Origin of the sequence: Pseudoxanthomonas dokdonensis (assembly GCF_001431405.1) — a bacterium.
Classification (GTDB): domain Bacteria; phylum Pseudomonadota; class Gammaproteobacteria; order Xanthomonadales; family Xanthomonadaceae; genus Pseudoxanthomonas_A; species Pseudoxanthomonas_A dokdonensis.
Window position 1 is genome coordinate 269,048 of the sequence record NZ_LDJL01000002.1, and the last position, 26,129, is coordinate 295,176.

Annotated in this window: 23 protein-coding genes; 3 read left to right on the forward strand and 20 right to left on the reverse strand. The window is 64.2% G+C overall.

The annotated features are described in order from the left end of the window. Positions 1-93: 93 nt before the first annotated feature. From atpD to ABB29_RS02510, 8 genes are all read right to left on the reverse strand, one after another. Positions 94-1,500 (reverse strand): F0F1 ATP synthase subunit beta, encoded by a 1,407-nt coding sequence (gene atpD, locus ABB29_RS02475; protein WP_057657027.1) that lies wholly within the window; start codon positions 1,498-1,500, stop codon positions 94-96. Positions 1,501-1,552: 52 nt separating this feature from the next. Continuing rightward, entirely contained in the window at positions 1,553-2,416 is an 864-nt protein-coding gene (gene atpG / locus ABB29_RS02480) for a F0F1 ATP synthase subunit gamma (protein ID WP_057657028.1), read from the reverse strand. Between the two features lie 111 nt (positions 2,417-2,527). Further along, a complete protein-coding gene (gene atpA / locus ABB29_RS02485) occupies positions 2,528-4,075 on the reverse strand; it encodes a F0F1 ATP synthase subunit alpha (protein ID WP_057657029.1) in 1,548 nt (515 codons plus the stop codon). Positions 4,076-4,148: 73 nt separating this feature from the next. Continuing rightward, positions 4,149-4,673 carry a F0F1 ATP synthase subunit delta gene (locus tag ABB29_RS02490; RefSeq protein ID WP_057657030.1) on the reverse strand — a complete coding sequence of 175 codons (525 nt, stop codon included), beginning with the start codon at positions 4,671-4,673 and terminating at the stop codon, positions 4,149-4,151. Positions 4,674-4,676: 3 nt separating this feature from the next. After that, the gene (locus tag ABB29_RS02495; RefSeq protein ID WP_057657031.1) at positions 4,677-5,147 is read right to left on the reverse strand and encodes a F0F1 ATP synthase subunit B; all 471 of its coding nucleotides are present in this window, start codon (positions 5,145-5,147) and stop codon (positions 4,677-4,679) included. 90 nt (positions 5,148-5,237) lie between these two features. Continuing rightward, the gene (gene atpE / locus ABB29_RS02500; RefSeq protein ID WP_057657032.1) at positions 5,238-5,513 is read right to left on the reverse strand and encodes a F0F1 ATP synthase subunit C; all 276 of its coding nucleotides are present in this window, start codon (positions 5,511-5,513) and stop codon (positions 5,238-5,240) included. A gap of 85 nt (positions 5,514-5,598) precedes the next feature. Then, entirely contained in the window at positions 5,599-6,423 is an 825-nt protein-coding gene (gene atpB / locus ABB29_RS02505; protein WP_057657033.1) for a F0F1 ATP synthase subunit A, read from the reverse strand. A gap of 10 nt (positions 6,424-6,433) precedes the next feature. Then, positions 6,434-6,802, reverse strand: coding sequence for an ATP synthase subunit I (locus ABB29_RS02510; RefSeq protein WP_057657034.1), 369 nt, complete (start codon positions 6,800-6,802; stop codon positions 6,434-6,436). A gap of 452 nt (positions 6,803-7,254) precedes the next feature. On the opposite strand from ABB29_RS02510, the gene ABB29_RS02515 reads away from it, so the two are divergent. Next, on the forward strand, positions 7,255-8,064 hold the full coding sequence (locus ABB29_RS02515; protein WP_057657035.1) for a hypothetical protein: 810 nt from the start codon (positions 7,255-7,257) through the stop codon (positions 8,062-8,064). A 179-nt stretch (positions 8,065-8,243) separates the two neighbouring features. Beyond that, complete coding sequence (locus ABB29_RS02520) at positions 8,244-8,477, forward strand: DUF2061 domain-containing protein (protein WP_057657036.1); 234 nt, start codon at positions 8,244-8,246, stop codon at positions 8,475-8,477. 63 nt (positions 8,478-8,540) lie between these two features. Here the strand turns inward: ABB29_RS02520 and ABB29_RS02525 are convergent, their stop codons facing one another. From ABB29_RS02525 to ABB29_RS02575, 11 genes are all read right to left on the reverse strand, one after another. Further along, positions 8,541-9,212 carry a DUF6624 domain-containing protein gene (locus ABB29_RS02525; protein ID WP_057657037.1) on the reverse strand — a complete coding sequence of 224 codons (672 nt, stop codon included), beginning with the start codon at positions 9,210-9,212 and terminating at the stop codon, positions 8,541-8,543. Between the two features lie 86 nt (positions 9,213-9,298). After that, entirely contained in the window at positions 9,299-11,110 is a 1,812-nt protein-coding gene (gene lpdA, locus ABB29_RS02530; protein ID WP_057657121.1) for a dihydrolipoyl dehydrogenase, read from the reverse strand. Beyond that, entirely contained in the window at positions 11,110-12,222 is a 1,113-nt protein-coding gene (locus ABB29_RS02535; RefSeq protein WP_245622517.1) for a mechanosensitive ion channel family protein, read from the reverse strand. The genes lpdA and ABB29_RS02535 overlap by 1 nt, the downstream gene beginning before the upstream one ends. Before the next feature lie 73 nt (positions 12,223-12,295). Beyond that, positions 12,296-13,738, reverse strand: coding sequence for a dihydrolipoyllysine-residue acetyltransferase (locus ABB29_RS02540; RefSeq protein WP_083487374.1), 1,443 nt, complete (start codon positions 13,736-13,738; stop codon positions 12,296-12,298). 154 nt (positions 13,739-13,892) lie between these two features. Beyond that, on the reverse strand, positions 13,893-14,666 hold the full coding sequence (locus tag ABB29_RS02545; RefSeq protein WP_170185837.1) for a DUF2884 family protein: 774 nt from the start codon (positions 14,664-14,666) through the stop codon (positions 13,893-13,895). 113 nt (positions 14,667-14,779) lie between these two features. Further along, complete coding sequence (locus tag ABB29_RS02550; protein WP_057657039.1) at positions 14,780-15,304, reverse strand: DNA-deoxyinosine glycosylase; 525 nt, start codon at positions 15,302-15,304, stop codon at positions 14,780-14,782. Further along, positions 15,301-15,756, reverse strand: coding sequence for a DMT family transporter (locus ABB29_RS02555; RefSeq protein ID WP_057657040.1), 456 nt, complete (start codon positions 15,754-15,756; stop codon positions 15,301-15,303). Before ABB29_RS02555 ends, ABB29_RS02550 begins: the two co-directional genes overlap by 4 nt. 118 nt (positions 15,757-15,874) lie before the next feature. After that, positions 15,875-17,113, reverse strand: coding sequence for an MFS transporter (locus ABB29_RS02560; protein WP_245622518.1), 1,239 nt, complete (start codon positions 17,111-17,113; stop codon positions 15,875-15,877). Positions 17,114-17,194: 81 nt separating this feature from the next. Further along, a complete protein-coding gene (locus ABB29_RS02565; protein ID WP_057657042.1) occupies positions 17,195-19,603 on the reverse strand; it encodes a TonB-dependent receptor in 2,409 nt (802 codons plus the stop codon). 74 nt (positions 19,604-19,677) lie between these two features. Continuing rightward, on the reverse strand, positions 19,678-22,710 hold the full coding sequence (gene pgmB / locus ABB29_RS02570; protein ID WP_057657043.1) for a beta-phosphoglucomutase: 3,033 nt from the start codon (positions 22,708-22,710) through the stop codon (positions 19,678-19,680). 281 nt (positions 22,711-22,991) lie between these two features. Next, positions 22,992-24,026: a substrate-binding domain-containing protein gene (locus ABB29_RS02575; RefSeq protein WP_342667040.1), complete on the reverse strand. Its 1,035-nt coding sequence runs from the start codon at positions 24,024-24,026 to the stop codon at positions 22,992-22,994. A gap of 370 nt (positions 24,027-24,396) precedes the next feature. Between ABB29_RS02575 and ABB29_RS02580 the strand changes: the two genes are divergently transcribed. After that, the gene (locus ABB29_RS02580) at positions 24,397-25,050 is read left to right on the forward strand and encodes an OmpW/AlkL family protein (RefSeq protein ID WP_057657045.1); all 654 of its coding nucleotides are present in this window, start codon (positions 24,397-24,399) and stop codon (positions 25,048-25,050) included. 151 nt (positions 25,051-25,201) lie between these two features. Here the strand turns inward: ABB29_RS02580 and ABB29_RS02585 are convergent, their stop codons facing one another. Then, entirely contained in the window at positions 25,202-26,083 is an 882-nt protein-coding gene (locus ABB29_RS02585; RefSeq protein WP_057657123.1) for a DMT family transporter, read from the reverse strand. Positions 26,084-26,129 lie beyond the last annotated feature (46 nt).

Sequence of the window (26,129 nt, forward strand, 5' to 3'; positions counted from 1 at the left end):
CCCGGGCCCACCATGGGGAACTTCGTGCTGCTCAGGCGGGACATCGCCCGCCTGGGCCAATCCTCTCCCGGTCACGGGAAAGGACTCAGTGCATCAGGCCTTTTCGGCCATCTTCTTGGCCTTTTCGACCGCTTCGTCGATGGTGCCGACCATGTAGAACGCCTGCTCCGGCAGGTGATCGTATTCGCCGTCGACGATGCCCTTGAAACCACGGATGGTGTCCTTCAGCGACACGTACTTGCCCGGCGAGCCGGTGAACACTTCGGCGACGTGGAACGGCTGGCTGAAGAAGCGCTCGATCTTGCGCGCCCGCGACACGGCCTGCTTGTCTTCCTCGGACAGTTCGTCCATGCCCAGGATGGCGATGATGTCCTTCAGTTCCTTGTACTTCTGCAAGGTCTGCTGGACGCGCTGGGCGGTGTCGTAGTGCTCGTGGCCAATGACCAGCGGGTCCATCTGGCGGCTGGTCGAGTCCAGCGGATCGACCGCCGGGTAGATACCCAGCGAGGCAATGCTGCGCGACAGGGTCACGGTCGAATCCAGGTGGGCGAAGGTGGTCGCCGGCGACGGGTCGGTCAAGTCATCGGCCGGCACGTAGACGGCCTGGATCGAGGTAATCGAACCGGTCTTGGTCGAGGTGATGCGTTCCTGCAACACGCCCATTTCCTCGGCCAGGGTCGGCTGGTAACCCACCGCCGACGGCATGCGGCCGAGCAGCGCCGACACTTCGGTACCGGCCAGGGTGTAGCGGTAGATGTTGTCGACGAACAACAACACGTCCTTGCCCTTGCCGCTGGCGTCTTTCTCATCGCGGAAGTATTCGGCCATGGTCAGGCCGGTCAACGCCACGCGCAGGCGGTTGCCCGGCGGCTCGTTCATCTGGCCGTAGACCATCGCCACTTTATCCAGGACGTTGGAGTCCTTCATTTCGTGGTAGAAGTCATTGCCTTCGCGGGTACGCTCACCGACACCGGCGAACACCGACAGGCCGCTGTGGGCCTTGGCGATGTTGTTGATCAGTTCCATCATGTTGACGGTCTTGCCGACGCCGGCGCCGCCGAACAGGCCGACCTTGCCGCCCTTGGCGAACGGGCACATCAGGTCGATCACCTTGATGCCGGTTTCCAGCAGGTCGGTGGCCGAGGACTGGTCTTCGTAGCTGGGCGCGGCGCGGTGGATTTCCCAGTTGTCCGACGCCTGCACCGGGCCGGCCTCGTCAATCGGGTTGCCCAGCACGTCCATGATGCGGCCCAGGGTGCCGGCGCCGACCGGCACCGAGATCGCGCGGCCGGTGTTGTTGGCGACCAGGTTGCGCTTGAGGCCGTCGGTGGAACCCAGTGCAATGGTGCGGACGATGCCGTCACCCAGCTGCTGCTGGACTTCCAGCGTGATGTCGGTGGATTCCACCTTCAGCGCGTCATACACACGCGGTACGTCGCTGCGCGGGAATTCGACGTCAACCACTGCGCCGATGATCTGAACGATCTTGCCCTGACTCATTGTTGCATTCCTCTATGTAAATTCTGTTGGGGCGCCAACATCAGCGCGCGCGTCAAACCGCCGCTGCGCCGCTGACGATTTCCGAGATTTCCTGGGTAATCGCTGCCTGGCGGGCTTTGTTGTAAACCAGTTGCAAGGTATCGATGAGCTTGCTGGCGTTGTCGCTGGCCGCCTTCATCGCGACCATGCGCGCGGCGTGCTCGGAAGCGGTGTTTTCCAGCAATGCCTGGTACACCAGCGACTCCACGTAGCGCGTGATCACGTGATCCAGCACGGTCTGCGGGTCCGGCTCGTACAGGTAGTCCCAATCGTGGCGGGCGACCTGGGTCTCGGCGGCCGGCAACGGCAGCAGCTGGTCGAAAGCGGCGCGCTGGGTCATGGTGTTGACGAAATCGTTGTACACCAGATACACGCGGTCGACCTTGCCCTCGGTATAGGCGTCCAGCATCACCTTGATCACGCCAATCAGCTGGTCCAGCTTCGGCGCATCACCCAGGTGGGAAACGCTGCCGAGCATGTTGACCTTGATCCGGCGGAAGAAGACCGAGGCCTTCTGGCCGATGGTGACCACGTCGACCTCGGCGCCCTTGTCCTGCCACTGGCGCACGTCGCCCAGCAGCTTGCGGAACAGGTTGTTGTTGAGGCCGCCGGCCAGGCCACGGTCCGAGGAAATGATGATGTAGCCGACCCGCTTGATCTCGGACCGCTCGACCATGAACGGGTGCTGGTAATCGGTGTTGGCCTGGGCCAGGTGACCGATGACCTGCCGCATCGCCCGCGCGTACGGCCGCGAGGTCTTCATGCGGTCCTGTGCCTTGCGGATTTTTGAAGCCGAGACCATTTCCAGCGCGCGCGTCACCTTGCGGGTGTTCTGCACGCTCTTGATCTTGGTTTTGATTTCACGACCGCCAGCCATTTTCTCTTCCCGTAGAGCGGAGCAAGCCCCGCTTGGTTTTCCCGTAGAGCGGAGCTTGCTCCGCTGCTGTTTGCCGCAAGGCGGAGCAAGCTCCGCCCTGCGCTTGTTGCCTTACCAGCTACCGGTCTGCTTGAAATCGGCAATGCCCTTCTTGAAGGCGCCTTCGATTTCGTCGTTCCAGTTGCCGGAGTTGTTGATCGAGGTGATCAAATCGCCGGCGGTATTGCTGAAGTGCGCGTGCAGGGCATCTTCGAAGGCACCAATCTTGTTGACCGGCACGTCATCCAGATAGCCTTCGTTGACCGCGTAGATGGACAGCGCCTGCATGGCGATGGACATCGGCGCGTACTGGCGCTGCTTCATCAGTTCGGTCACGCGCTGGCCGCGTTCAAGCTGCTTGCGGGTGGCTTCGTCCAGGTCCGAGGCGAACTGGGCGAAGGCCGCCAGCTCACGGTACTGGGCCAGCGAAATGCGGATGCCGCCGGACAGCTTCTTGATGATCTTGGTCTGGGCGGCGCCACCGACGCGCGACACCGAGATACCGGCGTTGACGGCCGGACGGATACCGGCGTTGAACAGATCGGTTTCCAGGAAGATCTGGCCGTCGGTGATCGAGATCACGTTGGTCGGCACGAACGCCGAGACGTCACCGGCCTGGGTTTCGATGATCGGCAGCGCGGTCAGCGAACCGGTCTTGCCCTTGACTTCGCCGTTGGTGAACTTCTCGACGTATTCCTCGGACACGCGCGCGGCGCGTTCCAGCAGGCGGCTGTGCAGGTAGAACACGTCACCCGGATACGCTTCGCGGCCCGGCGGGCGCTTCAGCAGCAGCGAGATCTGGCGATAGGCCACGGCCTGCTTGGACAGATCGTCATAGACGATCAGCGCGTCCTGGCCGCGATCCAGGAAGTACTCGCCCATGGTGCAGCCGGAATAGGCGCTGATGTACTGCATCGCAGCCGATTCGGAGGCGGTGGCGGCGACGACGATGGTGTGGGCCATGGCGCCGTTTTCTTCCAGCTTGCGGACCACGTTGGCCACCGAAGAGGCCTTCTGGCCGATGGCCACGTAGACGCACTTAATGCCGGTGCCCTTCTGGTTGATGATGGCGTCGATGGCCATCGCGGTTTTGCCGGTCTGGCGGTCGCCGATGATCAGCTCGCGCTGGCCGCGGCCAATCGGAATCATCGCGTCAACCGACTTGTAGCCGGTCTGCACCGGCTGGTCGACCGACTTGCGCCAGATCACGCCCGGTGCCACGCGCTCGACCGGTGCGGTCATCTTGGCGTCGATCGGGCCCTTGCCGTCGATCGGCTCGCCCAGCGCGTTGACCACGCGGCCCAGCAGTTCGTTGCCGACCGGCACTTCGAGGATGCGGCCGGTGGTCTTGGCCACGTCGCCTTCGCGCAGGTGTTCGTAATCACCCAGGACCACGGCGCCGACCGAGTCGCGCTCCAGGTTCAGGGCCAGGGCGAAGGTGTCGTTGGGCAGCTCGATCATTTCGCCCTGCATCACGTCGGCCAGGCCGAAGATGCGCACGATGCCGTCGGACACGCTGGTCACGGTGCCTTCGTTGCGGGCCTCGGCGGCCAGCTTGACCTTCTCGATGCGGGTCTTGATCAGGTCGCTGATTTCAGAGGGGTTGAGCGTGGTAGCCATTTTGATTTCCTGTTAGGCAGGCCGTGGCCCACCATCATGTTCGGCTGGCCGGGGCCTGCCTTCGTGTTGTCGTTTAATCCGCCAGAGCAGTCTGCAGACGGGCCAACTTGCCTTTCAGCGAGCCATCGATGACCACGTCGCCGGCGTCGATGATGGCGCCGCCGATCAGTGATTCATCGACCGCGGTGTCCAGTTCGACGTCATGGCCGAAACGCTTCTTCAGCGCAGCCCTGATGCTCTCCAGCTCCGCCGCCGGCAGCGCGGTGGCCGAGGTCACCCGTGCCTTGACCACATGCTCGGCCTCGGCGCGCAGTTGCTCGTACAGCGCCGCGATTTCCGGCAATGCCTGCAGGCGGTTGGCGTCGGCCAGCATGGTCAGGAAACGGCTGACCGTCTCGCTGGCATCGGCCGGGGCCAACAGGCTGACGGCATCGGTGCCGGCCAGTTGCGGGTTGGGCAGCAGCGCTGCCACCCGCGGGTCCGCCGCCACGTGCGCGGCAAAGCCCAGCGCTTGCGACCAGGCGGCGAGGTTGCCTTCTTCGCGCGCAACCGCGAAAGCGGCGCGGGCGTAGGGGCGTGCGACGGTAAGGGCCTGCATCGATCAGATCTCCGCGGCGAGTTCGTCGAGCAGCGCCTTGTGGGCGTTGGCGTCGATTTCGCGCTTCAACAGTTTTTCGGCACCGCTCACCGCCAGCACCGACACCTGCTTGCGCAGATCTTCGCGGGCACGCGTGGCAGCGGCGTCGATTTCAGCCTGGGCCAGTTCTTTCTGGCGGTTGGCTTCGGCAATGGCCTCGTTCTTGGCGGCATCGACGATCTGGTTGGCACGGGCGTGCGCCTGATCGATGATTTCATTGGCCTTGGTACGGGCTTCTTTCAGTGCCTCGTTGACCTTTTCATGGGCCTGCGCCAAGTCCTTCTGGCTGCGATCGGCAGCGGCCAGGCCTTCGGCAATTTTCTTTTGGCGTTCTTCCAGGGCCGCATTGAGCGGCGGCCAAATGAACTTCATCGTGAACCAGACCAGGATCGCGAAAGAGAGCATCTGACCGAAGATAGTCATGTTGAGATTCATGACGGGTCCTCGACGGTATTCATGATTGGCCGGTCACCCGGCCAAAGGCCCATGGCCGCATTCATCCGAATGCGGCCACTGAGTTGCTTATCAGCCAGCAGCCTGCCGCACGGCGTCCAGCAGCGGGTTGCCGGTGGCCAGGTACAGGGCAATGGCGACGCCGATGATGAACGCGGCGTCGATCAGGCCGGCCAGCAGGAACATGCGGCCCTGCAGCACCGGGATCAGTTCCGGCTGGCGGGCGGCCGATTCAAGGAACTTGGAACCCATGACGGCGATACCGAGACAGGCGCCAAGCGCGCCGAGGCCGATGATGATGCCGATGGCAATGGCGGTCAGGCCTTGGACTTGGGCGATGAATTCCATGGTGTTTCTCCTGGCAAGTACTTATTGATTGAAGGTAAGGGTGAAGCGGAAAACGGGGTTGGAAGCGTGTTGCGAAAATCCTGGATCAGTGGCTTTCACGCGCACCGGCGATGTAGACGACGGTGAGAATCATGAAGATGAAGGCCTGCAGCAGGATGATCAGGATATGGAAAATCGCCCAGGCGGCGTTGGCGACGATGCCCGGCGCCATGGTGATCCAGCTGGCCATCAGGCCGGCGATCAGCATGAATACCAGCTCGCCGCCGTACATGTTGCCGAACAGTCGCATGCCCAGCGAGACCGGCTTGACCAGCCATTCGATGATGTTCATCGCCAGGTTGACCGGCGCCAGCACGATGGCCATGAAGCCGTGCGCATGGAACGGCGCGGTCAACAGTTCCTTGCCGAAGCCCAGGCCGCCCTTGGCTGCCAGCGCATGGCCAATCAGGATGAAGAACACGCCGAAGGACAGGCCGAAGGTGGTGTTGAGGTCGGCGGTCGGCACGATGCGCATGTAGGTATGGTGTGCGGTTTCCTCGCCGGCGATGGTCTGCACCAGCCAGCCGGGCAGATCCAGCGGAATCAGGTCCATCGTGTTCATGAAGACCACCCACATGAAGATGGTCAATGCCAGTGGCGTGATCGAACGGCGATCACCGTGGAAGGTGTCCTTGACCTGGCCGTCGATGAACTCGAACACCAGCTCCACGAACGCCTGGCCCTTGCCGGGCACGCCTGCGGTGGCCTTGCGCGCGTAGAAGGCGAACCAGGCGACGAAGATCAGCCCCAGCACCAGCGCCACCAGCCACGAATCGAGATGGAACTGGCCGCCAAACACATTGATCGTGTTGTGGGTCAGATGGTGGCTGATGTATTCATTCAGCCCGCCGGAATTGGTTGATTCACTCACGAAACAACACCTATTGCCTAATCGAATTCGTCATCACATAGGCGAGCGTGGCAATCACCACCCCGACCAGCAATGGCAGTGGCGGAAGTTCAAATCCAGCCAGCGCAAGCGCCAGGGCCAGAACCACCACACACCATTTCAAAATCATTGCGGCGAACAGTCGACCCAGTGCCGTGCCTGCCCCCACTACCCGGTTACCCAGTGCCAACCGCGCTGCCAGCGCGCCACCGAGTATCACCGCCCCACCCCCGACCAACGCCGCCACCGCCCAAGAACCGTCCCGTGTCAGGAAGACCAGTGCGACCAGCAGCACAGCCACGGTCTGGTAAACCGCTGCGCGCAATGCCAGCCGCCGGCCTGAGGCGGCGGAGTTCAGCACTTGAAAGTCCTACGGATTTGGCGGGTTACAAGGCCCAAGGAGCGCCTCGCCGAGCCGCAAAATTATAGCAGTCGGTTGTTTGAGGGAACAACCGGCAAAGGTATGTGAACCGGGGCCGCTGGGCACAAGGCAGCGGATTGTCGTCAGGACAAGGGCTTAGCTGATTTCGGGGCGCGCGCCTGTTCATCAAATTTTGCGCGCAGCACCGGAACTTTGCGCAAAACCGCCGGTCTGTGACTTACGGTCTGCCTCAACATTCCTCGTCCGAAGCTCCGTCGCAGACCCCAGAAGCCCCGCGGCCCGACGCCCGGGGCTTCGTCTTTTGGTGACTTGATACACAAAAGTGATGTCGCGGCGCAGCACGTCCAGCATCGGTTCAGCAGCTTCACCCGCTTTCCACGATTCAGCTTCGACGCTAGGTGGGTCATCCCCCATCTTTGGAGCGTTACCGCATGTACCGATTGACCTGCCTGTCGCTGGCCATGAGCGCCAGCCTGATGGCCTTTGCCCTGCCCGCCGCGGCGGCCGACAACAATGACCGCTTCACCCTGCGCCTGGGCGCGATGAACGTCGATGCCGATGGCGTGCTGAGCGGCGCCACCCAGGTGCTGGGCGAGGATATCGGGTTTTCCGAGGACTTTGATTTTGGCAGCAAGGAAGTGGTGCCGCGGGTCGATGGCGTATTTCGCTTCGGCAACCGCAACCGGCTGATTTTCGATTACTTCCAGTATGACAAGGACCAGCGCGCGACCCTGGGCCAGGACCTGTCGTACGACGACATCACCCTGCCGGCCGGCAGCTTTGCCAAGGGCAAGGTCAAGTTCCAGCTGGCCAGCCTGATGTATGACTACTCGGTGGTCGACACCCCGACCTTCACCATGGGCCTGCAGATTGGTGCCGAGTGGGCCAAGCTGGAAGGCAACCTGTATGCCGAAGCCGGCGAGTACAGCTACGAAACCAGCAACAGCGAAGACGGTTACGCGCCTGTGGTCGGCCTGCGCCTGACCGCCACCCCGAACGAGCATTGGCTGTTCAATGTGCAGGGCCAGTACCTGGACGCCGACTGGGGCGACTTTGGCGACTACGAAGGCAGCATCAGCCGAGCCAACGCCATCGCCGAATACCGCTTTACCGACAATTTCGGCGTCTTCGCCGGCTACGACTGGTTCAAACTGGATGTCGAACGCAGCGGCAGCGACGGCCTGCTGGGACTTGATCAGCGTTTCAAGGGGCCGGTCGCCGGGGTGACCTTCGCTTTTTGATCGCGATGGCGCGGTGCCTGCTTGGCGCCGCGCCCCTGTCGACTGCCAGGTCGGTCACAGCCGTGGCCAGCGGGCAGCGGACGCAATAGCTGCTGCCTATCGAACCCAGCGGCACAATTCATTGGATTTGGCCGTGCGTCGCCCCATAATGAGATTGATTCTCATTTGGAACGTGTGTCATGACCAAGACCCTGAGCTTCGCCGGCCTGCATTTCAGCGTGGCATTCCTGCTGGGCTGGCTGTTCACCGGCAGCGTGCTGGTCGGTGGCGCCTTGGCGCTGGTGGAGCCGGCCTGCAATACCGTGGTGTTCCACTTCCATGAAAAAGTGTGGAAGCGGATCGAAGCTAGGCGCGCCCAGCGCGCTGGCGACCAAGCCCTGTTGCCTTCCTCGCCGCCGGCCATGGCCGGCTGATCCTGCTCAGCAGCGCTAGTCAGCCACGCTACTCGCTTGGCCCTGGGTCGGCGCGGGCGCGGCTTACATCTGCTTGAGCACGCACGCGTAGGTCGCCGACGGCATCATCCCCATCGCCGCGCGGCGCTGGTCCAGCTCGGCCAGCGGCGCTTGCACCGGTTTCATCTTCATCTGCGCGCCAACGCCTTCGTACTGGCTGCCGTAACGCTGCGGCTTGCCTTGCGCCACCAGCACCCGGTCGGTCAGCAAGGCCAGCTGCTCCTTGCTGATGGCCGCATCCTCGCGTGCGACCAGCACCGCCAGCATCCTTGACTGCAGCTCAGGGTCGGCGTCGGCATGCTGCAGCAGCAACCAGGCCGCTGCAGCGCCGTCAGCACCGACCTGGCTGCTGTCGGGGAAGCCCTGGCGATCGATTATCTGCCGCAGGCGCTGCAGATTGTGCTGGTCCACCTGCTGCCACTGCTGCGTCTGTTCCGGCGTTAACGCGGTACCCGCCGGCATCGCCGCGCGCACCCGCTGGTCCTCGGCCCCCATCTGCAGCAGTTCCTCGCGCAGGGCCGACTGGCTGGGCGTGGCCACGGTAGCCGGCGGTCGCATCTGGGCATTCTTCCCAGCCAGCCATTGCGCGCCACCGGGGCAGGCCGCCAGTAGTTGGCTGATGTCGTTGTCCGTGTCCTGTGCATGCGCCAGGCAAGGCAGCAGCAATATCGACAGGCAAGTGGCCCAGGTGCGCATTGGATCATTCCTTGATGGCAGGCCCTGACTGTAACAAAAGAAAAGCCCCGGCCAGCGGGGCTTTTCATCGCCGCGTCGAGCCGGGCTTATTTCTTTTTTGGAATGTACAGATCGGTGATGGTGCCATCGTGGATCTCGGCCGACATCGCCACCGACTCGCTCAAGGTCGGATGGGCATGGATGGTGTGGCCGATGTCCTCGGCCTCGGCACCCATCTCGATGGCCAGGCCAATCTCGGCCAGCAGTTCACCAGCGTGCACGCCGACAATCGCGCCGCCGATGATGCGGTGGGTGGCTTCGTCGAAGATCAGCTTGGTGAAGCCTTCGGTGCGACCGACGCCGATCGCGCGACCGCTGGCCGCCCACGGGAACTTGGCCACGCCGACCTTCAGGCCCTTGGCCTTGGCTTCGGTTTCGGTCACCCCGACCCAGGCGATTTCCGGATTGGTGTAGGCCACCGACGGAATTACCCGCGCCACCCACTCCTTCTTCTCGCCAAAGGCGACTTCGGCGGCCAGTTTGCCCTCGTGGGTGGCCTTGTGCGCCAGCATCGGCTGGCCGACCAGATCACCGATGGCGAAGATATGCGGCACGTTGGTGCGCATCTGGTTGGTGACCGGGATGAAGCCGCGTTCGCTGACCTGCACGCCGGCCTTTTCCGCATCCAGCTTGGCCCCGTTCGGCGAGCGGCCGACCGCCACCAGTACCCGGTCGTAGGTGCCGCTTTCCAGTTCCGGCTTCTGGCCCTCGCTGGCGCTTTCGAAACTGACGGTGATGCCTTTCTTGTCGGCCTTGACTCCGGCGGCCTTGGTCTTCAGATGAACCTGCACGCCCTGCTTCTTGAGCCGGTCGGCCAGCGGCTTGACCAGATCCTTGTCGGCACCGGGCATCAACTGGTCCATGAATTCGACAACCGTGACCTGGCTGCCCAGGCCGCTGTAGACGGTCGCCATTTCCAGGCCGATGATGCCGCCGCCGACCACCAGCATCGACTTCGGCACTTCAGCCAGTTCCAGCGCGTCGGTGGAGTCCATCACCCGCGGGTCGTCCCACGGGAAGTTCGGCAGTTTCACCGCCTGCGAGCCGGCGGCGATGATGCAGTGCTGGAAACGCAGCAACTGGGTACCGCCATCGGCGATGCTGATTTCCAGCTCGTTGGGCGAGACGAAACGGGCCACGCCGGTGACGGTGCGTACCTTGCGCTGCTTGGCCATGCCGGACAGGCCCTTGGTCAGCTGGCCGACTACTTTCTGCTTGTACTCGCGCAGCTTGTCCAGGTTGATTTTCGGCTTGCCGAAATCAACGCCGAAATCAGCCGCGTGGGCGGCTTCATCGATTACCGCAGCCGAATGCAGCAGCGCCTTGGACGGAATGCAGCCGACATTGAGGCAGACACCGCCCAGCGATTCGTAGCGTTCGATCAGCACCGTGTCCATGCCCAGATCAGCCGAACGGAACGCGGCGGTATAGCCGCCCGGGCCGGCGCCGATGACCACCATCTGGCATTCGATGTCGGCTGCTTTGCCGCTGGCCATCGCCGGCTTGGGCGCGGCCGGTTCGGCCGGTGCGCGCGGCGAGGGCGCCACCGGCGGCTTGGCGGCCGGGGCTTCGGCCTTGGCCGGCGCGGCCGGCTTGGACTCGGCTGCCGCGGGGGCGCCTTCGGCTTCCAGGATGGCCACCACGCTGCCTTCGGACAAGGTGTCGCCGAGCTTGACCTTCAGCTCCTTGACCACGCCGGCGGCCGAGGACGGCACTTCCAGCGTGGCCTTGTCCGATTCCAGGGTGACCAGGCCCTGGTCCTTGGCCACGGTGTCACCCACCGCCACCAGGATCTCGATCACCGGCACGTCGGTGTAATCACCGATGTCGGGTACTTTCACTTCCACCGTATTGGCCATCATTGTTCTCCAGGGTCCGAGGGGGCGGCCTTGTCGGCCTCGGCGTCTTCGCGAATCGCGCGGTGGACATCATCCACCGCGTCATTGCGCGCAGGCGCCTGCTTGTTGTGCGGGTTTGAATCAGCATCGCTCGCGGCGGCGTCCAGCTTCAGCGCACGCAACGCGGCCTTGCCGTCGAGCCCGAACAGGCTGCGCACATGCAGGTCCTGCTGCGGGAACGGAATCTCGATATCGTACTTCTGCAGCGCGCTGTGCAGCGCCCAGTTGTAAGCGGCCTTGACTGCCGAGGGACGCTTGGTGGCATCGGCGGTCAGCCATACCACCAGTTCGAAGTTCAGGCTGCTGTCGCCGAATTCGGTCAGCCACACCTGCGGCTTGCGCTTGCCGTCCAGGGCCAGCGTGAAAGGCACTTCGGCGGCCGCTTCCAGCGCGGCCTGCTTGACCACTTCCTTGTCGGTGCCATAGGCCACGCCAAAAGGAATGCGCTGGCGGCGCGAGACTTCGCGGTGGGTCCAGTTGACCACCCGGCCGCTGACGAATTCGGAATTTGGGACCAGGATGTCGATGTTGTCGTTGGTGACGATGGCCGTGGCGCGGATATGGATGTCGCGCACCTCGCCATGCACGCCGGATTCGAGCTCGACGAAATCGCCGACCTTCAGCGACTTGTCGAACAGCAGGATCAGCCCGGACACGAAGTTGCTGAAAATCGACTGCAGGCCAAAGCCCAGGCCCACGCCCAGGCCGCCGGCCAGCAGGCCCAGCTTGCCCACCGGCACCCCGGCCACTTCCAGCGCCAACCAGGCGCCCAGCGCGAACAGCACGTACTGGATGACCCGCGACAAGGTGTACAGCGAGGCCTTGTTGGTCTGCGGATGACGATTGGCGTAGCGCCCCAGCAAGGCCTTCAGCAGCCACACCAGCACCCAGGTGACGACCAGCACCAGAATCGCGGCAATCAGCTCGCCCACGGTCAGGCCCAGGCCGGAGACGTTGAACAGCTCGCGATTGAGCAGGCTGGCCAGATCCTCGCGCCCCGTGCGTACCGCGCGGTTGGCGATGCTGCCGGCAGTTTCACCGCCGGCAGCGGCAGCCATCCAGTGCATGTTCATCCGATGACATCCATGTAGTGCGCCCGTCGTCCCAGCCGGGAACGCCGGGCGCGGGTCAAGCCGACGCGCTCGATCACAGCAGGACGCGACGCATGTCCGCCATGACCTGCGCCAGGTAGGCGGTGAAGCGGGCCGCGGCAGCGCCGTCGATCACACGGTGGTCGTAGCTCAGCGACAACGGCAACATCAGCCGCGGCTGGAACTGCTTGCCGTCCCAGACCGGCTGCATCGACGACTTCGATACGCCAAGGATGGCCACTTCCGGGGCATTGACGATCGGCGTGAACGAGGTGCCGCCAATGCCGCCGAGCGAGGAAATGGAGAAGCAGCCACCGGACATGTCGGCCGGGCCCAGCTTGCCGTCACGGGCCTTCTTCGACAGCTCGCCCATCTCGCGGGCGATGTCCAGCAGGCCCTTCTTGTCGGTGTCGCGGATGACCGGCACCACCAGCCCGTTCGGAGTGTCAGCGGCAAAGCCGATGTTGTAGTACTTCTTCAGGGTCAGGTTTTCCGCCGCCGCATCCAGCGATGCATTGAACTCGGGGAATTTCTTCAGCGCCGCGGTGCTGGCCTTGATCAGGAACGCCAGCATGGTCAGCTTGACCCCGGCCTTTTCGTTTTCCTTGTTCAACGCCACCCGCAGGGCTTCCAGCTCGGTGATGTCGGCGCTGTCATGCTGGGTGACGTGCGGAATCATCGCCCAGTTGCGGGCCAGGTTGGCACCGGAAATCTTCTTGATCCGCGACAGCGGCTGCACTTCGGTCTCGCCGAACTTGCTGAAATCCACCTTCGGCCAGGCCAGCAGGTTGAGACCGCCGCCGGACACGGCCGGGGCCGTCGCCGAAGAACCGGCGCCGCCGGCCAGCGCGGCCTTGACGTAGCGCTGCACGTCTTCCTTGCTGATCCGGCCACCGCGTTCACTGCCCTTGACCTGGTTCAGGTCAACGCCCAGCTCGCGGGCGAACACGCGTACCGACGGACTGGCGTAGGCGACCTTGTCCGGCATCACCCGATCGGCATTGAACTCGACCGGCGGGCTGTGCGGCGGCGCGGCTTCCGGGTCGATGCCCGGCTTGTCATCGAGCGTGCGCGAGGCCGGCGCCACCGGCGCGGCCTGTTCCTGATCGATGTCGCGCTGGGCCAGCTTGTCGGGCTTTTCCGACACGTCGACCGGCGGCACCTTGGCGCCGGTCTCGGCGGTCGGGGTTTCCTGCTTGGCGGCCGGCGCCGGCGCCGCGGCCGGTTGTGCGGCCGGCTTGGCTGCTTCGCCGCCTTCGCTGGTTTCAATCAGCGCGACCACGCCCCCCTCGGACAGCTCATCACCCAGCTTGACCTTGAGTTCCTTGATGACGCCGGCAAAGGGCGCAGGCACTTCCAGCGTCGCCTTGTCCGATTCCAGCGTAACCAGGCCCTGGTCCTTGCTGACCGTATCGCCGACCGCGACCAACACTTCGATCACCGGGACATCACTGTAGTCACCAATGTCGGGAACCCGTGCTTCCTTGATTTCGGCCATGGGGGGCAACTCCAGCAATTCAAAAAATAGAGGAACCCCTATTGTGGCCAGTCACGCGCCGTGCGCCAACCTTTGCCGCGATATTTTTGGCTGAATGTCACTTGTCGCCGGGACAAAGCGCGCGCAACGGCCCGGATCGCGTGCCAGCGCCGTTTCAGTGCTTGCCGCTGGTATCGCTTTGGTCCGGTGAATGACGCAGCAACTCCAGCGCGCGACCATCGGGCAATCGATACGCCAGCGCATTGTCCAGCCGATCCAGGGCCAGCATCGAATCGCAGAGCTTCTGCGCACGACCTTCCAGCGCCTTGGTCCGGGGCGCCAGCCGCGCCTCGATTTCCTGGTCCAGATTCTGCATCCGCTCGAGACGTTCGCTGTCGCCGCTCAACGCCGCTGCCAGCGCACCGCCGACTATGTCACCGGTCAGTGTCGGCAGGACCTCGGCCACGGTCTGGCCGATGCTCTCGCCCAGCGCCTTCTCGCTGAAATGGGTGGGGCTGATGTCGCGCGCCATCCGCGTATTCATCTGCACGCGCGCCTGCTCCAGCTTCTTGCGGGTCGATGCCGGATCATTACCCAGTCCGGCGGCAACCTCGCCCAACGCACTGAAGGCGATATCGACCGCGTCAGCCGCCACCTCGGCGGCCAACGGCATGGTCTGCCGGAAACCTTCTTCGAACTGGCGCAGGCGCTCGCTGTCGCCAGCGTCCAGCGACACCCACTGGTCATCGACGAAAAGTTTTCCCTGGCGCATGACCAGCGCCTTGGGGCTGGCGTCATCACGGGTGAAGATCAGGCTGCGCTCGTTGAGGGTGACGTCGTAATCGCTTTCGACATCGCAATGGACTTCGGCTGCACCCACGCTCGGCGCCAGCGCGCAAAGCGCCAACGCGAGCAGGGATATCGACCACAGGTTGCTTGACCGCGCCATGCTGCTGCTCCCGACAAAGAATGGCTCAATCATGCCACGCACGCCGTTGCCCGCCCCCTGCCGCAAGCCGGCATGACCTTGGTCATGTCGGCCGCGCCGAGGGGTGACCGTGATCAAGGCCGAAGATACGGCGCCAACGCCTGCCATGCCTGCAGCAGCCGGGTCTGGCTGAAGGAGGCGTTGGCCGGGCTGGTCGATGGCAGCGTCAGGTACTGCAGCGCCGGATGATCGATCACCACGCGCTCGGCAAGATGCCGGCGGAAGGCCTGCGCGGCCTTGTTGCCATTGAATGCCAGCAACCGCAGCGACGGTTGCGATGCCAGCAACGATGGCAATGGGTTGGCAACTTCGCTGGCGGGAATGATTGCGGTGTCCAGACTGCCTTGGCGCTCGCATTGCCCAATCACATCCCACAGACCGACGCCGGCGGCGTGCAACTCGGTAACCCGTTGCCGATACGGCAGACCGGCATCGAATCCACATAGCGCGCCCATGACCGGCCAGAACCGGTTGCGCGGATGCGCGTAATACTGCTGCTCGGCCAGCGACTGCGCCCCCGGCATCGAGCCCAGTACCAGCACCCGGCACTGGGCCGGCAGCTGCGGACCCATTCCGCGCAGCAGCGGCGATGGATTCATGCAGACGGGCCCTGCCAAGGCCGCACCACCAGCAACGCACCGCCAATCACAAGCAACGCGCCGAGCACGCGTGTCGCGTCGATGGGCTGCCGCGGATGCAGCACACCGTAATGATCCAGCAGCAGTGACCCCACCAGCTGGCCGAAAACCACCAAGCAGATGAGCGGTGCCGCACCCATCCGCGGAATCAACAATGTGGCCGCGGCGACGTACACGGCGCCAATGACGCCTCCAATCCAAGCCCACCACGGCACCTTGGCCAGTGCCTGCGGATCGAACGAGGGCCTGGAGGCCAGCCACCAGCCAACCAGTACCAAGGTGCCAACCAGGAACGACATCATCGCGGCGAACACAGGGCCAAATGTCTGTCGCCCCAGACTGGCATTGATCAGTGCCTGCAGCGGCAACATCATGCCGATCACAATCGCCAGCATCAGTCCACCTGCATTCATTGCGTCAATCCCGGGTTGGCCAAACCGGACCATACGGCAAATCCCGCCGGGTGCACATCCAGCCGGTGCCGGGTAATGGCAGCAGACCAATGCGCCCTCCGTCGTGGGATGGCCGGGGTCAGATCGCGATCGGGCGCAGCGATTGCCGGCGCAACAATGGAATCGTCAGCAGCAGCAGAGCAATCGGCAGCAGCGACAGATAGAACGCGGTCTGGCCACCGAAGCGGGCGAACACCTGGCCGGTGATGAACGATCCGGTGGTCCCGCCCAGTGCCGAGAACACCACGATCAAACCGGTCATCGCCGCTTGCCGCGGCTTCGGCAAGGCGCTCAGTACCACCGAGTTGATCGCCGGGTAGATCGGCGCCATGAACAAGCCAGTCAACGGCAGCACATACGCCACCGGCGGTGCGTGCTGCCAGCCATCCCGGGCCGGCGGAACGGTCTGCGCCGCCCACGGCAGGACCACGATGATCAGCGCCGCCGTCGCCAGCAGGCACAGGATCAGCAACCAGTGCCACGGCACGAACCGCAGCAGCACGCCCGCGCCCAGCCGGCCAAGCGCGGTGGTGGCCGCGAACAGGCTGGCCAGCTGCACGCTGGTGACCGTGGACAGGTGCAGGATTTCCTTGTTGAAGGTCGGCAACCAGGTGTTGATGCCCTGTTCGATCAGCACGTAGACGAACGCCGAGACGATGAACACCAGCACCAGCGGCAGCGACAGCAGCTTGAACATGTCGAGGAACGACTGGCCCACGCCGTGGCTGTCGCGGGCCCCGGATTCGTCCAGCGTGCTCATCGACAACAGCACGATGACCGCCACCGACAGCGCCGCCAGCAGCCAGTACACCGACAGCCATATCGGGTCCTGCGGGCTCTGCTGCAGATCAATGAAGGCGCCGAACAACCACGGACCGATCAGCACGCCGACCATGAAACAGCCTTCGACCACGTTGGTCAGGCTGGCATGCGCGGCCCGGTCGGCGGTCAGCAATCCGATGCTCGAATACACCGCCACCTTGACCAGCGCGAAGGCAACGCCGGTGGTCGCCAGCATCACCTTGACCATCCAGTAGGCATCCAGCAGCGGCATCGCCGCGCTGGCAACCGCCACCAGCGCCAGGCCCAGGATCATGCCGCGCCGGTAGCCCAGCCGCGGCAGCCACGAGGCGACCAGGAACGACACCAGCGCAATCGGCAGGTCCTTGAACGCATCCAGCACGCTGGTGGCCTGCTTGCTGGCGCCGAAGGCCACCTGTGATTGCAGGATCAAGGTGCCGACGCTGTTGAGCAGCATGGCGAAGATCATGTAGGCCAGGATCATTCCCAGGATCATCCTGGCGCGGTGGTGCTTCATTGCCACTCCTTCATTGCCAGCGGTTGCGGCCGCCGCCATTGCCAGGTGGAAACCACGCCGGCAACGGCGGTGCCGGTTCCATTACCACTTGTAAGCGGCGGACACCAGATAGGACGGACCCTCGATTGGCCGGCCCATGAACACGCCGCTGGCATCGGTGGCATTGCCGATGACGCGGGCGTTGCCTTCGGTCAGGCCGATTTCATCGCTGACATTGCGGCCGCTGAGGGTGAACTCCCAGTGGTCGCCGACATGCGCGCTGGCACCGATGTCCCAGGTCTGGTACGACGGCAGCACCTGGCCGTTGGCCGGATCCGAATAGCGATCACCGACATAGGTGTAGGTGGTGAAGATTTTCAGGTCGCCCCAGGCCATCGGCCAGTAGTAGCTTGGTGTCAGCCTGCCGCGGATCTCCGGCTGCCGCACCACTTCATTGCCGCTGTAGTCGGCGGTCAGGCTGCCAAACTCATCGTAGTTGGCCTTCAACCAGGTCACGTTCCAGGCCAGCTCGAAACCGCCGGCCGGGCGTACCGCGCCTTCGAACTCGACGCCGTAGGCAGACGAATCACCGACCAGCACGATATTGCTGCCGTCGGCCGCGAATGCCTGGAACGGCAGGCCGCTGAATTCGTTGTAGAACGCCGTCAGGTACATGTCGTAGCTGTCGCCGCCACCTTTCAGCCCCAGCTCGTACTGGTCAACCTCCTGGGTGCCGGTGACGTTGTCGCGCAGATTATCGAACGAGGGCATCTTGAAGCCGGAGTTGGCACGCGCGAACAAGCTGTAGTCTTCATTGAGGGTGAAGTTGGCGCCGACCGTCCATGACACGTCGTTGTCGGTCTGGTCGATGCCGCGTGGCGTGGTCGCGACCGAGGTGTTGTTGTCGTACAGGGTGTCGGGATTGCCATCCAGATCGACGGTTACCGGATCCAGCACCAGCCCATCGACCTGCTGGGTTTCGTAGCGGACGCCGGCATCCAGGCGCAGGCGGTCGTTGACTGTCCACTCATCGGAAGCGAACAGCGCGATATTGGTCCCGGTGTAGTCGCCGCGCAGGCCGAAGTTGGTGGTGGCGACCAGGCCATCACGACTGGCGGTCTGTCCATTGGCCAGATCGATGTCGACCCGGCGCGCGTTGTTCTCGGCGGTCAGCAACAGGTTGTTGCCCAGGTGCCAGTTGTCGTGCGACTCATAGCGTGCGTAGTAGCTGCCGACGGTGAAGGTGTTGTTGTCGGTCAGATCCAGGCTCAGGCGGAAATCGTTGGTGAACGACTTGATCTTCTTCTCGACCACCCACCAGCCGGCGGCCAGCACCTGCTGGTCGGGCGACACCGCGCCATCACCATTGCTGAAATAGCCACTGCCGGCGACCCCACCGTAGTTGTCCTCGATGTAGGACGACAGCGTTTGCGGGTTGCCGCCGGTGAACAGTGCATAGGTCGGCGCCTCGCCGTCGAGGAAGTTGAAGCGGTCACTGACTGTCCAGTTGTCTCCATACAGATCCAGCGAGCCACCGAACACCGACACTTCCACGCCACGGCCATTGCCCAGGTCACGGCCGATCATTTCCCCATCCGGGCCGATCGGCAGCGAGATGCGGCGGAAGTCATTGCTCAGCAGCGTGCCGGTAGTCGCATCCAGTCCGGGAAAATCACTGATGTCCTTGCCGTTGTTACGCGAGGTCAGCGGGATCGCGGTGTAGAACACGTTGTCGTCAGCGGTGTGCCGCGCATACAGGCTGAATTCGCCTTCGGCCCAGCGCTTGCTGAGGGTGGCGCTGAGCTGGCCACCCTTGTCGGACGGGAAGCCCGCGTCACGGACGCCGTCGGTTTCGCGATAGAAGCCGCCAACGCTGTAGTACCAGCCGGAATCGGCCTTCAACGGGCCACCGCTGTAAACATCCACGCGTTGCAGGTTGTCACTGCCCAGGGTCAGGCGCACGCTGCCTTCGGGGATGTCATCGCCTTTCTTCTGGATGAAGTTGACGGTTACCCCGGGCTGGCCGTTGGAGAAAATCGGACTGGTACCACCGCGCAAGGCCTCGACCCGTTGCACGGTGTCATCGATGCGGAACAAGGTGCTGTTTTCCAGGAATGAAAGCGTTGAAGGTGGATAGATTGGCGAGCCATCCAGCTGCAGCGTGAAGAACGGCGCATCGCCTTCGGACGGCATGCCGCGCACGAACACGTTGGCACCGGTGCTGCCACCACTGGGCTCGACCCAGACCCCGGGCACGATTTTCAACAGATCGGCGGTACTGGTCGGCGCGGCTTCCTGGATCTGCTCCGGGGTGGCGGTACTGATCGAGAAACTGGCATCACGCTTGCGCAGGCCCTTGAACTTGGCCGTGCCACTGACCACCACCGCATCCAGGGTGGTCGCCTCCTGTTCGCCGGTGGTCGGGGTCGCCTCCTGGGCCTGGACCAGTGGCGCCAGCGCGGTGGCGACGGCCACGGATAACGCGTATCGAATCAGTTTGGTTGTTTTCATGGTGTTCCCTCCACTCTCTCTTTTTTATTCACAGGTTGGTACCGCAGCGCGCGCGTCCCTCCGGCCGCGCGGGCTCAAAACGCAATCAACTGGTGGATGTCGAAGTCGGCGATGGTTGCCAGCACGCGATCGGCGTCGACCAGTTGCGCCGGCTCGCCGATGCCGATCGCGGCCATGCCAGCACGCTTGATCGCCTGGATGCCGGCGACCGCGTCTTCCACGCCGATGCAGGCCTCTGCCGGCACCGCCAGCGCCTGCGCCGCGGCCAGGAAAATATCCGGCGCTGGCTTGGGGAAGGCGACGGCGGCCGGATCGGCGACGTGGTCGAAGGCCGCCGCAATGCCCAGCCGTTGCAGCAACAGCGGTGCGTTGCGACTGGCCGAGGCCAGGCCGATGCGGATGCCGGCCTGGCGCAGATCACGCAGCAGCTTGGCCACGCCGGGAAACAGATCGTCAGGGCCAAACTGGCTGATGGCACTGACGTAATACTGGTTCTTGCGCGCGGCCAGCTGCTGCTTCTCGGCCGTGCTGTACTGGCGCTGGCTGCGTTCGAGGATGATCTCCAGCGAGGACATCCGGTCGACGCCCTTGAGACGCTCGTTGATCTGATGATCAAACGGCACGCCGATCTCGTCGGCCAGCCGCTTCCAGGCCTGGTAATGGGTATGCGCGGTATCGGTCAGCACGCCGTCCAGATCAAAGATGACCGCCTGGCACCGGCGTGGAAAAACGCTGCCAGACGCGTCTGGCGGGTGGTCGCCAGCATGGGCTGCGCGATGGGTCCTGCCCGGCTTCAGCAGCACCAGCTGACCGTGGTGATGGATCGCCAGCGCGTCACCGTCGAGCACGGTATAGAACGCTGCGTCCGCTTCCACCCGCAGCCGCAGGCGGCGACCGCGCCAGCCCAGGGTGAACGCATAAGCCGGCCACGCAGCGGGCAGGCTCGGGGCGAAGGTCAGTTCGCCATCGCGTACCCGCATGCCGGCAAAGCCCTGTACCAGCCCCAGCCAGCTGCCGGCCATCGCCGCCATGTGCACGCCGTGGCCGGTGTTGCGATGCAGATCGTCCAGATCAACGCGCAGGCTTTCATTGAAATAGTGCCATGCCTTGTCGGCGTGCCCGACCTCGCCTGCCAGGATCCCGAACACGCACGCCGACAGGGTCGAGTCGTGGGTGGTCACGGCCTCGTAATAGTCGAAGCTGCGGCGTTTGCAGTCGCCATCGAAATCATCGCCGGCCAGCACCAGCGCCATCACCGCATCAGCCTGTTTGCAGATCTGGTAGCGGTACAGGGTCAGCGGGTGGTAATCCAGCAACAGCGGCCGATGCTCACCCGGTTGCGGCGGGAACGGCCAGTGCGGTTTGTCGAGAAAGCCATCGTCCTGGGCGACGATGCCATGGCGCTCGTCATGCGGCAGGTACATATTGGCGGCCGCCAGCGCCCAGCCCGCGACTTCGTCGGCATCCAGGTGCAGGCGCGTGGCAAGTTCGGCCGCCGCCTGCGGCGCTTTCCGCTGCAGCAGTTCCCAGATCTGCACCGCGCGCCGCAGGTGTTGCTGCGCCATCCGGTTGGTGTAGAAATTGTTGTCGACCATCGCCGTGTATTCGTCCGGCCCGGTCACTTCGTGGATGCAGAAGGCACCGTTGCGGCGCGGATTGAAGTGGCCGACCTGCGGCCAGATGCGCGCGGTTTCGAACAGGATCTCGGCACCGGCCTGGCAGATGAAATCGATGTCGCCGGTGGCATCCCAGTACAGGCCGACCCCATAGGCGACCGCGGCATTGATGTGATAAGCCGCCGACCCGCTGGGGTAATGGGCCGAGCACTCACCGCCGGCAATCGTGCGCCATGCATACAGCGCGCCCGAGCGATGGTTCATTTCGCGGGCATGCGCACGCGCCGCGTCCAGCGTGGCATGCCGGTACTGCAGCATGCTTCGCGCTACCTCCGGTGCGGTAAAGACCATGACCGGCAGCACGAAGGCTTCGGTATCCCAGAAGCAGTGGCCTTCATAGCCCTCGCCGGTCAGGCCCTTGGCGGCGGTGCCGGTATGACCGTCGTGGCCGGCGGACTGCAACAGGTGGAACAGGTTGAAACGCAGGGCCTGCTCGGTACGCGGATCGCCTTCGATGTCGATGTCGGCCCGCGCCCAGAAACGGTCCAGGGACTGCGCCTGCGATGCCGCCATGCCATCGAAACCCTGCGGCATCGCCGCGTCGAGCGCCTCATCCAGGCCCGATGGCTGCGCGCCTCTGGCAGCCGCGTACGCCACCAGTTTCTCCAGCCACAGCGCCTGGCCAGGCTGCAACTGGCCGCGGTAGCGCTGGCTGACGCATTGCGCTTCCACCACCGCGGTGTCAAACGCCAACCCGTCGGCAACGCGATGACGTTGCTGACAGGCGACGCTGATGCCGCTGTGATGGGTACGCTGCAGCAGCGAGGCGGCGAGCGCATCGGCTTGTCCGGCAACCGTGGCCAGGCCACGCACCGAATGCACGCCAATCCTGGGATCATCGCCCTGCCCGGCCAGTTGCCGCTGGCCATCGATCATCGACACCAGGCTCATCGGACCGCTGTAATCGAGCGACTGCACGCGGTAGCGGATGGCCAGCAGCGACGGTGGTTGGTCGCCGGCGCCAGCTTGTCCGGTAAACGGCAGCACGCGTTCGGCGTCGACCAGCAAGCTTTGACCGCTGGCGGTGCGCAGTTGCATCCGCCGGCGCAACACGCCGCTGCGAAAATCCAGCACCCGCTCGAAATACTGGCAATCGGCGCTGGACAGCTCCAGGCATTCGCCGCCCAGCCAGATCTGGATGCGGGTCGCCTCGGCCACCGGTACCCGGGTGTCGGTGCTGCGGGCAAAGCCGGGCAGTTTCTCGTGGTAGTGAATCGGATGCTGTTCGTATACCGAGGCCATGAAACTGCCGCCGCTGTCGGCCCCTGCTTCCTCCAATCCACCACGCACGCCCAACTGGCCATTGGCCAGTGCGAACAGGGTTCCATCGCGCGCCCGGTTCCGCTCCAGCTCCGCGCAGCCTTGCTGCGACAGCTGCCAAGGATCGAGGGATTGCGGCGATTGATTGGCGGCCCACGAATCGCCTGCCATGACTCCACACCTTCTGAAAGACCCGCCCGATTCGGCGTGGTGGGCACGCTATGGCGTCAATGTTATCGATGTCAAGACATCGATAACATTTGTGCTGGCAAACACGATCGCAGCGCGCCCATGTCGGCATTGCACAGGCCAGACTGATGCGAGAATTGAGTAAAAAGTTATTTATTTACAGTAGCTTGCAATTCACTGACGTCGCGTCAGCAATCCCGGCGGCAGGCCAGCGAAGCCGCCTTGCCCATCGCATTGCAACAATCCACAGCGCGGCTGCGGGCTCAGGTCGAGCGCACTACCAGATGGGTCGGCAGCGTCGCCGACTGCACGGACTGGCCATCGATCAAATCGCAGATCTTGCGTGCCAGCAGCACGCCGGCCTCGGTGAAGTTCTGGTGCACCGAGCTCAACGGTGGCACGTACGTCGCCCCCAGCGGGGTGTCGTCATAGCCGACCACGGTGACGTCTTCCGGCACCCGGCGATGGTTTTCAATCAGCGCACGGATCGCGCCGATCGCCAGCAGGTCGCTGGCGGCGAACAGCGCGTCGGTCTGCGGCTGGGTCTGCAGCAATTGGCGCACGACCGCGGCGCCGGCGCTGACGGTGAAATTGTCGATTGCCGGCGTCAGCGCGGTGATGCCGCGCGACTGCAATACGCTGTTGAAGCCTTCCAGCCGCTCGGCGAATTCACCATGCGCCGGATCACCGAGAAACACCGGTCGTTGCCGGCCCAGGGCCAGGAAGCGCTCGGCCACCAGTGCACCGCCGCGGAAATTGTCGCTGCCGACCACCACCTGTGACTGGTGCCGGCTGACCGCGCCCCACACCACCAGCGGCCGGCCCCAGCGCTGCACGCTGTGCATGGCATCTTCATGCGCGCCCTGGCCGAGCAGGATCACGCCATCGGCGGCCTGCACGTTGGGCAGGGTCTCGCCAGCCAGCGAGGTCAGCAACACGCTGTAGCCGGCCGACGTCAGCTGCTGGGTGATTCCCCCCAGCAGGTCCAGCGGATACGGCCCCGACATCTGCCGCTCCGGGGTCGGTTTCATCTCGACCACCACCGCCACGGTCATGCTCCGCCGCAGCCGCAGGTTGCGGGCACTGGCGTTGAATGCATAGCCGTACTGCCTGGCGACCTCGCGGATCCGCGCGCGGGTTTCCGGATTGACCAGCGGACTGTCGCGCAGCGCCCGAGAGACGGTGATCGCCGACACCCCGGCGACCCGGGCCAGGTCGGCCATGGTCGGGTTGTTCCCCAGGCTGTCCTTGTCGACCGGAGTAGCGGGGGCGTCTGATGCACGGCGGGGGGGCTTCATCGGTTCAGTTTCGCATGAGCCATCGCCGGACGACACAGGCCAACAAGCCTTGAATCACATTAACGGCGTGCCGAAGACGTCCAGGGCGCCCACCGACGATGAACGAAGTGGCCTCATTTTCGATTTCCTTCAGCCTGCATGCAGATCGTTGGCGCCCACCGGACGCACATTCGTCGCCTGCATGTTCAGATTTTGTGCGTTGCCGCACGGGTTTGTCGAAGGCCGGTGAAATCCGATGACGATTGCTGAAGCCCGGACCTCACGTTTGCTCGAAATTCATTTCGCAGGGCGGGTTTCATTCATCTGTTAATCCGTACTGTGCGCTCGCCCCTGAAGGGGTTTCTATAAAAACATATGTGAAGGAGTCCCCATGAATTCGATCAATCGTCTGAGCCTGGCTCTGGTTGCGTCACTTGCGTTTGCCCCCGCCGCCTTCGCGTCCGATGCGTTCAGCTGGAATGACGGCAGCGTGCAGAAGCGTTTCGCCGTGGTCGGTGGTTACGCCGTGCAGGACAACTCGTCCGACGCGCTGAAGGAACTGAACAACGCCGACCTCGGCGGTGGCTCCGCTGCCACCCTGAGCTTCAGCTGGTACATCACCCCGGCCATCGCGCTGGAATTGTGGGGCACCGACAAGTTCGAAAATGGCGTGCGCACCCGTGACGCCGGCCACGTCGGCAACATCGACAGCCAGCCGGTCGCCCTGAGCGGCCAGTACCACTTCCGTGCACCGGACGCGACCATCCGTCCGTTCGTTGGCCTGGGCTACTACCAGACCAACTACAGCGGCGGCGGCAACCTGGACTACAGCGCCGACGGTGAAGGTGGCCATCTGGGCCTGGAAGACGGCAAGGGTGCGATCGGCACCGTCGGTGTCGACTTCAACATCAACCCGAACTGGTTTGTCCGCGCCGATGCGCGTTACATGGACTCCAACGCCGACATCACCCTCAACGGCGAAAGCATCGGTGATACCGATCTGAACCCGTGGACCGTGGGCGTGGGCATCGGCGGTCGCTTCTAAGCAACCGTCCCCGCCATACCCAGCAGCAAAGCCGGTCCGCCGGCGATGCTGCGACATTACGGGCTCTTCGGAGCCCGTAATGCTGTCTGGACCCAGTCGAGGTCCGCAGCCGTGCAGCCGGCGTCTGCTGACGCGGACCGCTGCGATGGCGTCAGGGGTGCTCGGCCTCGACGTGCACGCGCTCGCGCCGCAACAGATAGAAGCCACTGGCGACGATGATGCCGGCACCGACCCAGGTCAGGGCATCGGGCAATACCTGCCACAGCAATACGTCCAGCAACACGCCCCAGAGCAATGCCGAATACTCCAACGGTGCGATCAGCGAGGCTTCGCCGCGCCGGAACGCCTCGGTCAGTGCGACCTGGGCCAGCGAACCGGCCACCCCGACCAGGCCGATGATCCAGATGTCGCTGCCACGCAACGGCTGCCAATCGGCATAGGCCAGTGCACTGGCCCCGAGCGACAACAACACCATGAACCACAACACCATCGCCTGGTTGCTGTCATGGCGGGCCAGCACCCGTACGCTGATGGCGCCGCAGGCGTAGCACACCGCCGCCAGCAGGATCGCCAGCCCGCCCAGGGTCGCCATCCCCTGTCCGCTCGGGCGCAGGATCACCAGCACCCCACACAGGCCCAGGCCGATCGCCCACCAGCGCGCCGGTCCGACCCGCTCGTGCAACAGCGGCCCGGCCATCGCCGTGACCAGCAACGGCGCCACGAAGGTAATCGCGTAGGCGGTCGACAGCGGCAATTCGCGCAAGCCGTAGACAAAGCCGGCCATCATCGCCACCCCCAGCGCGCCGCGCAGCAGGTGCAGGCGCCAACGCACCCGCCACAGGCTGGCCAACGGCACGCTGGCCAGCGCCCAGATCACGATGAACGGCAGCGACGACAGCCCGCGCAAGGCCGCCACCTGCATCACCGGATAATGCGGCGCCAGCAGCTTCAGACCGGCATCCATCAACGCGAACAGCAGCACCGCCAGCAACATCAGCAGCATCGGTGAGGCGGGCGTCGGCAGTCGGGTCATCGCGGTATTGTCAGGCCACGGCGCGACCATCGCCAGTCGCGCTAAA

Excerpts from the sequence above, each read along its gene's own strand:
- atpE (WP_057657032.1), bottom strand. The coding sequence starts at position 5,513 with ATGGAATTCATCGCCCAAGTCCAAGGCCTGACCGCCATTGCCATCGGC.
- ABB29_RS02565 (WP_057657042.1), bottom strand. The coding sequence starts at position 19,603 with ATGAAAACAACCAAACTGATTCGATACGCGTTATCCGTGGCCGTCGCC.
- ABB29_RS02525 (WP_057657037.1), bottom strand. The coding sequence starts at position 9,212 with ATGCGCACCTGGGCCACTTGCCTGTCGATATTGCTGCTGCCTTGCCTG.
- ABB29_RS02545 (WP_170185837.1), bottom strand. The coding sequence starts at position 14,666 with ATGGCGCGGTCAAGCAACCTGTGGTCGATATCCCTGCTCGCGTTGGCG.
- lpdA (WP_057657121.1), bottom strand. The coding sequence starts at position 11,110 with ATGGCCAATACGGTGGAAGTGAAAGTACCCGACATCGGTGATTACACC.
- ABB29_RS02490 (WP_057657030.1), bottom strand. The coding sequence starts at position 4,673 with ATGCAGGCCCTTACCGTCGCACGCCCCTACGCCCGCGCCGCTTTCGCG.
- ABB29_RS02535 (WP_245622517.1), bottom strand. The coding sequence starts at position 12,222 with ATGAACATGCACTGGATGGCTGCCGCTGCCGGCGGTGAAACTGCCGGC.
- atpG (WP_057657028.1), bottom strand. The coding sequence starts at position 2,416 with ATGGCTGGCGGTCGTGAAATCAAAACCAAGATCAAGAGCGTGCAGAAC.
- ABB29_RS02555 (WP_057657040.1), bottom strand. The coding sequence starts at position 15,756 with ATGAATGCAGGTGGACTGATGCTGGCGATTGTGATCGGCATGATGTTG.
- ABB29_RS02575 (WP_342667040.1), bottom strand. The coding sequence starts at position 24,026 with ATGAAGCCCCCCCGCCGTGCATCAGACGCCCCCGCTACTCCGGTCGAC.
- ABB29_RS02495 (WP_057657031.1), bottom strand. The coding sequence starts at position 5,147 with ATGAATCTCAACATGACTATCTTCGGTCAGATGCTCTCTTTCGCGATC.
- atpD (WP_057657027.1), bottom strand. The coding sequence starts at position 1,500 with ATGAGTCAGGGCAAGATCGTTCAGATCATCGGCGCAGTGGTTGACGTC.
- ABB29_RS02550 (WP_057657039.1), bottom strand. The coding sequence starts at position 15,304 with ATGAATCCATCGCCGCTGCTGCGCGGAATGGGTCCGCAGCTGCCGGCC.
- ABB29_RS02515 (WP_057657035.1), top strand. The coding sequence starts at position 7,255 with ATGTACCGATTGACCTGCCTGTCGCTGGCCATGAGCGCCAGCCTGATG.
- ABB29_RS02560 (WP_245622518.1), bottom strand. The coding sequence starts at position 17,113 with ATGAAGCACCACCGCGCCAGGATGATCCTGGGAATGATCCTGGCCTAC.
- ABB29_RS02580 (WP_057657045.1), top strand. The coding sequence starts at position 24,397 with ATGAATTCGATCAATCGTCTGAGCCTGGCTCTGGTTGCGTCACTTGCG.
- atpA (WP_057657029.1), bottom strand. The coding sequence starts at position 4,075 with ATGGCTACCACGCTCAACCCCTCTGAAATCAGCGACCTGATCAAGACC.
- pgmB (WP_057657043.1), bottom strand. The coding sequence starts at position 22,710 with ATGGCAGGCGATTCGTGGGCCGCCAATCAATCGCCGCAATCCCTCGAT.
- ABB29_RS02585 (WP_057657123.1), bottom strand. The coding sequence starts at position 26,083 with ATGACCCGACTGCCGACGCCCGCCTCACCGATGCTGCTGATGTTGCTG.
- ABB29_RS02520 (WP_057657036.1), top strand. The coding sequence starts at position 8,244 with ATGACCAAGACCCTGAGCTTCGCCGGCCTGCATTTCAGCGTGGCATTC.
- ABB29_RS02540 (WP_083487374.1), bottom strand. The coding sequence starts at position 13,738 with ATGGCCGAAATCAAGGAAGCACGGGTTCCCGACATTGGTGACTACAGT.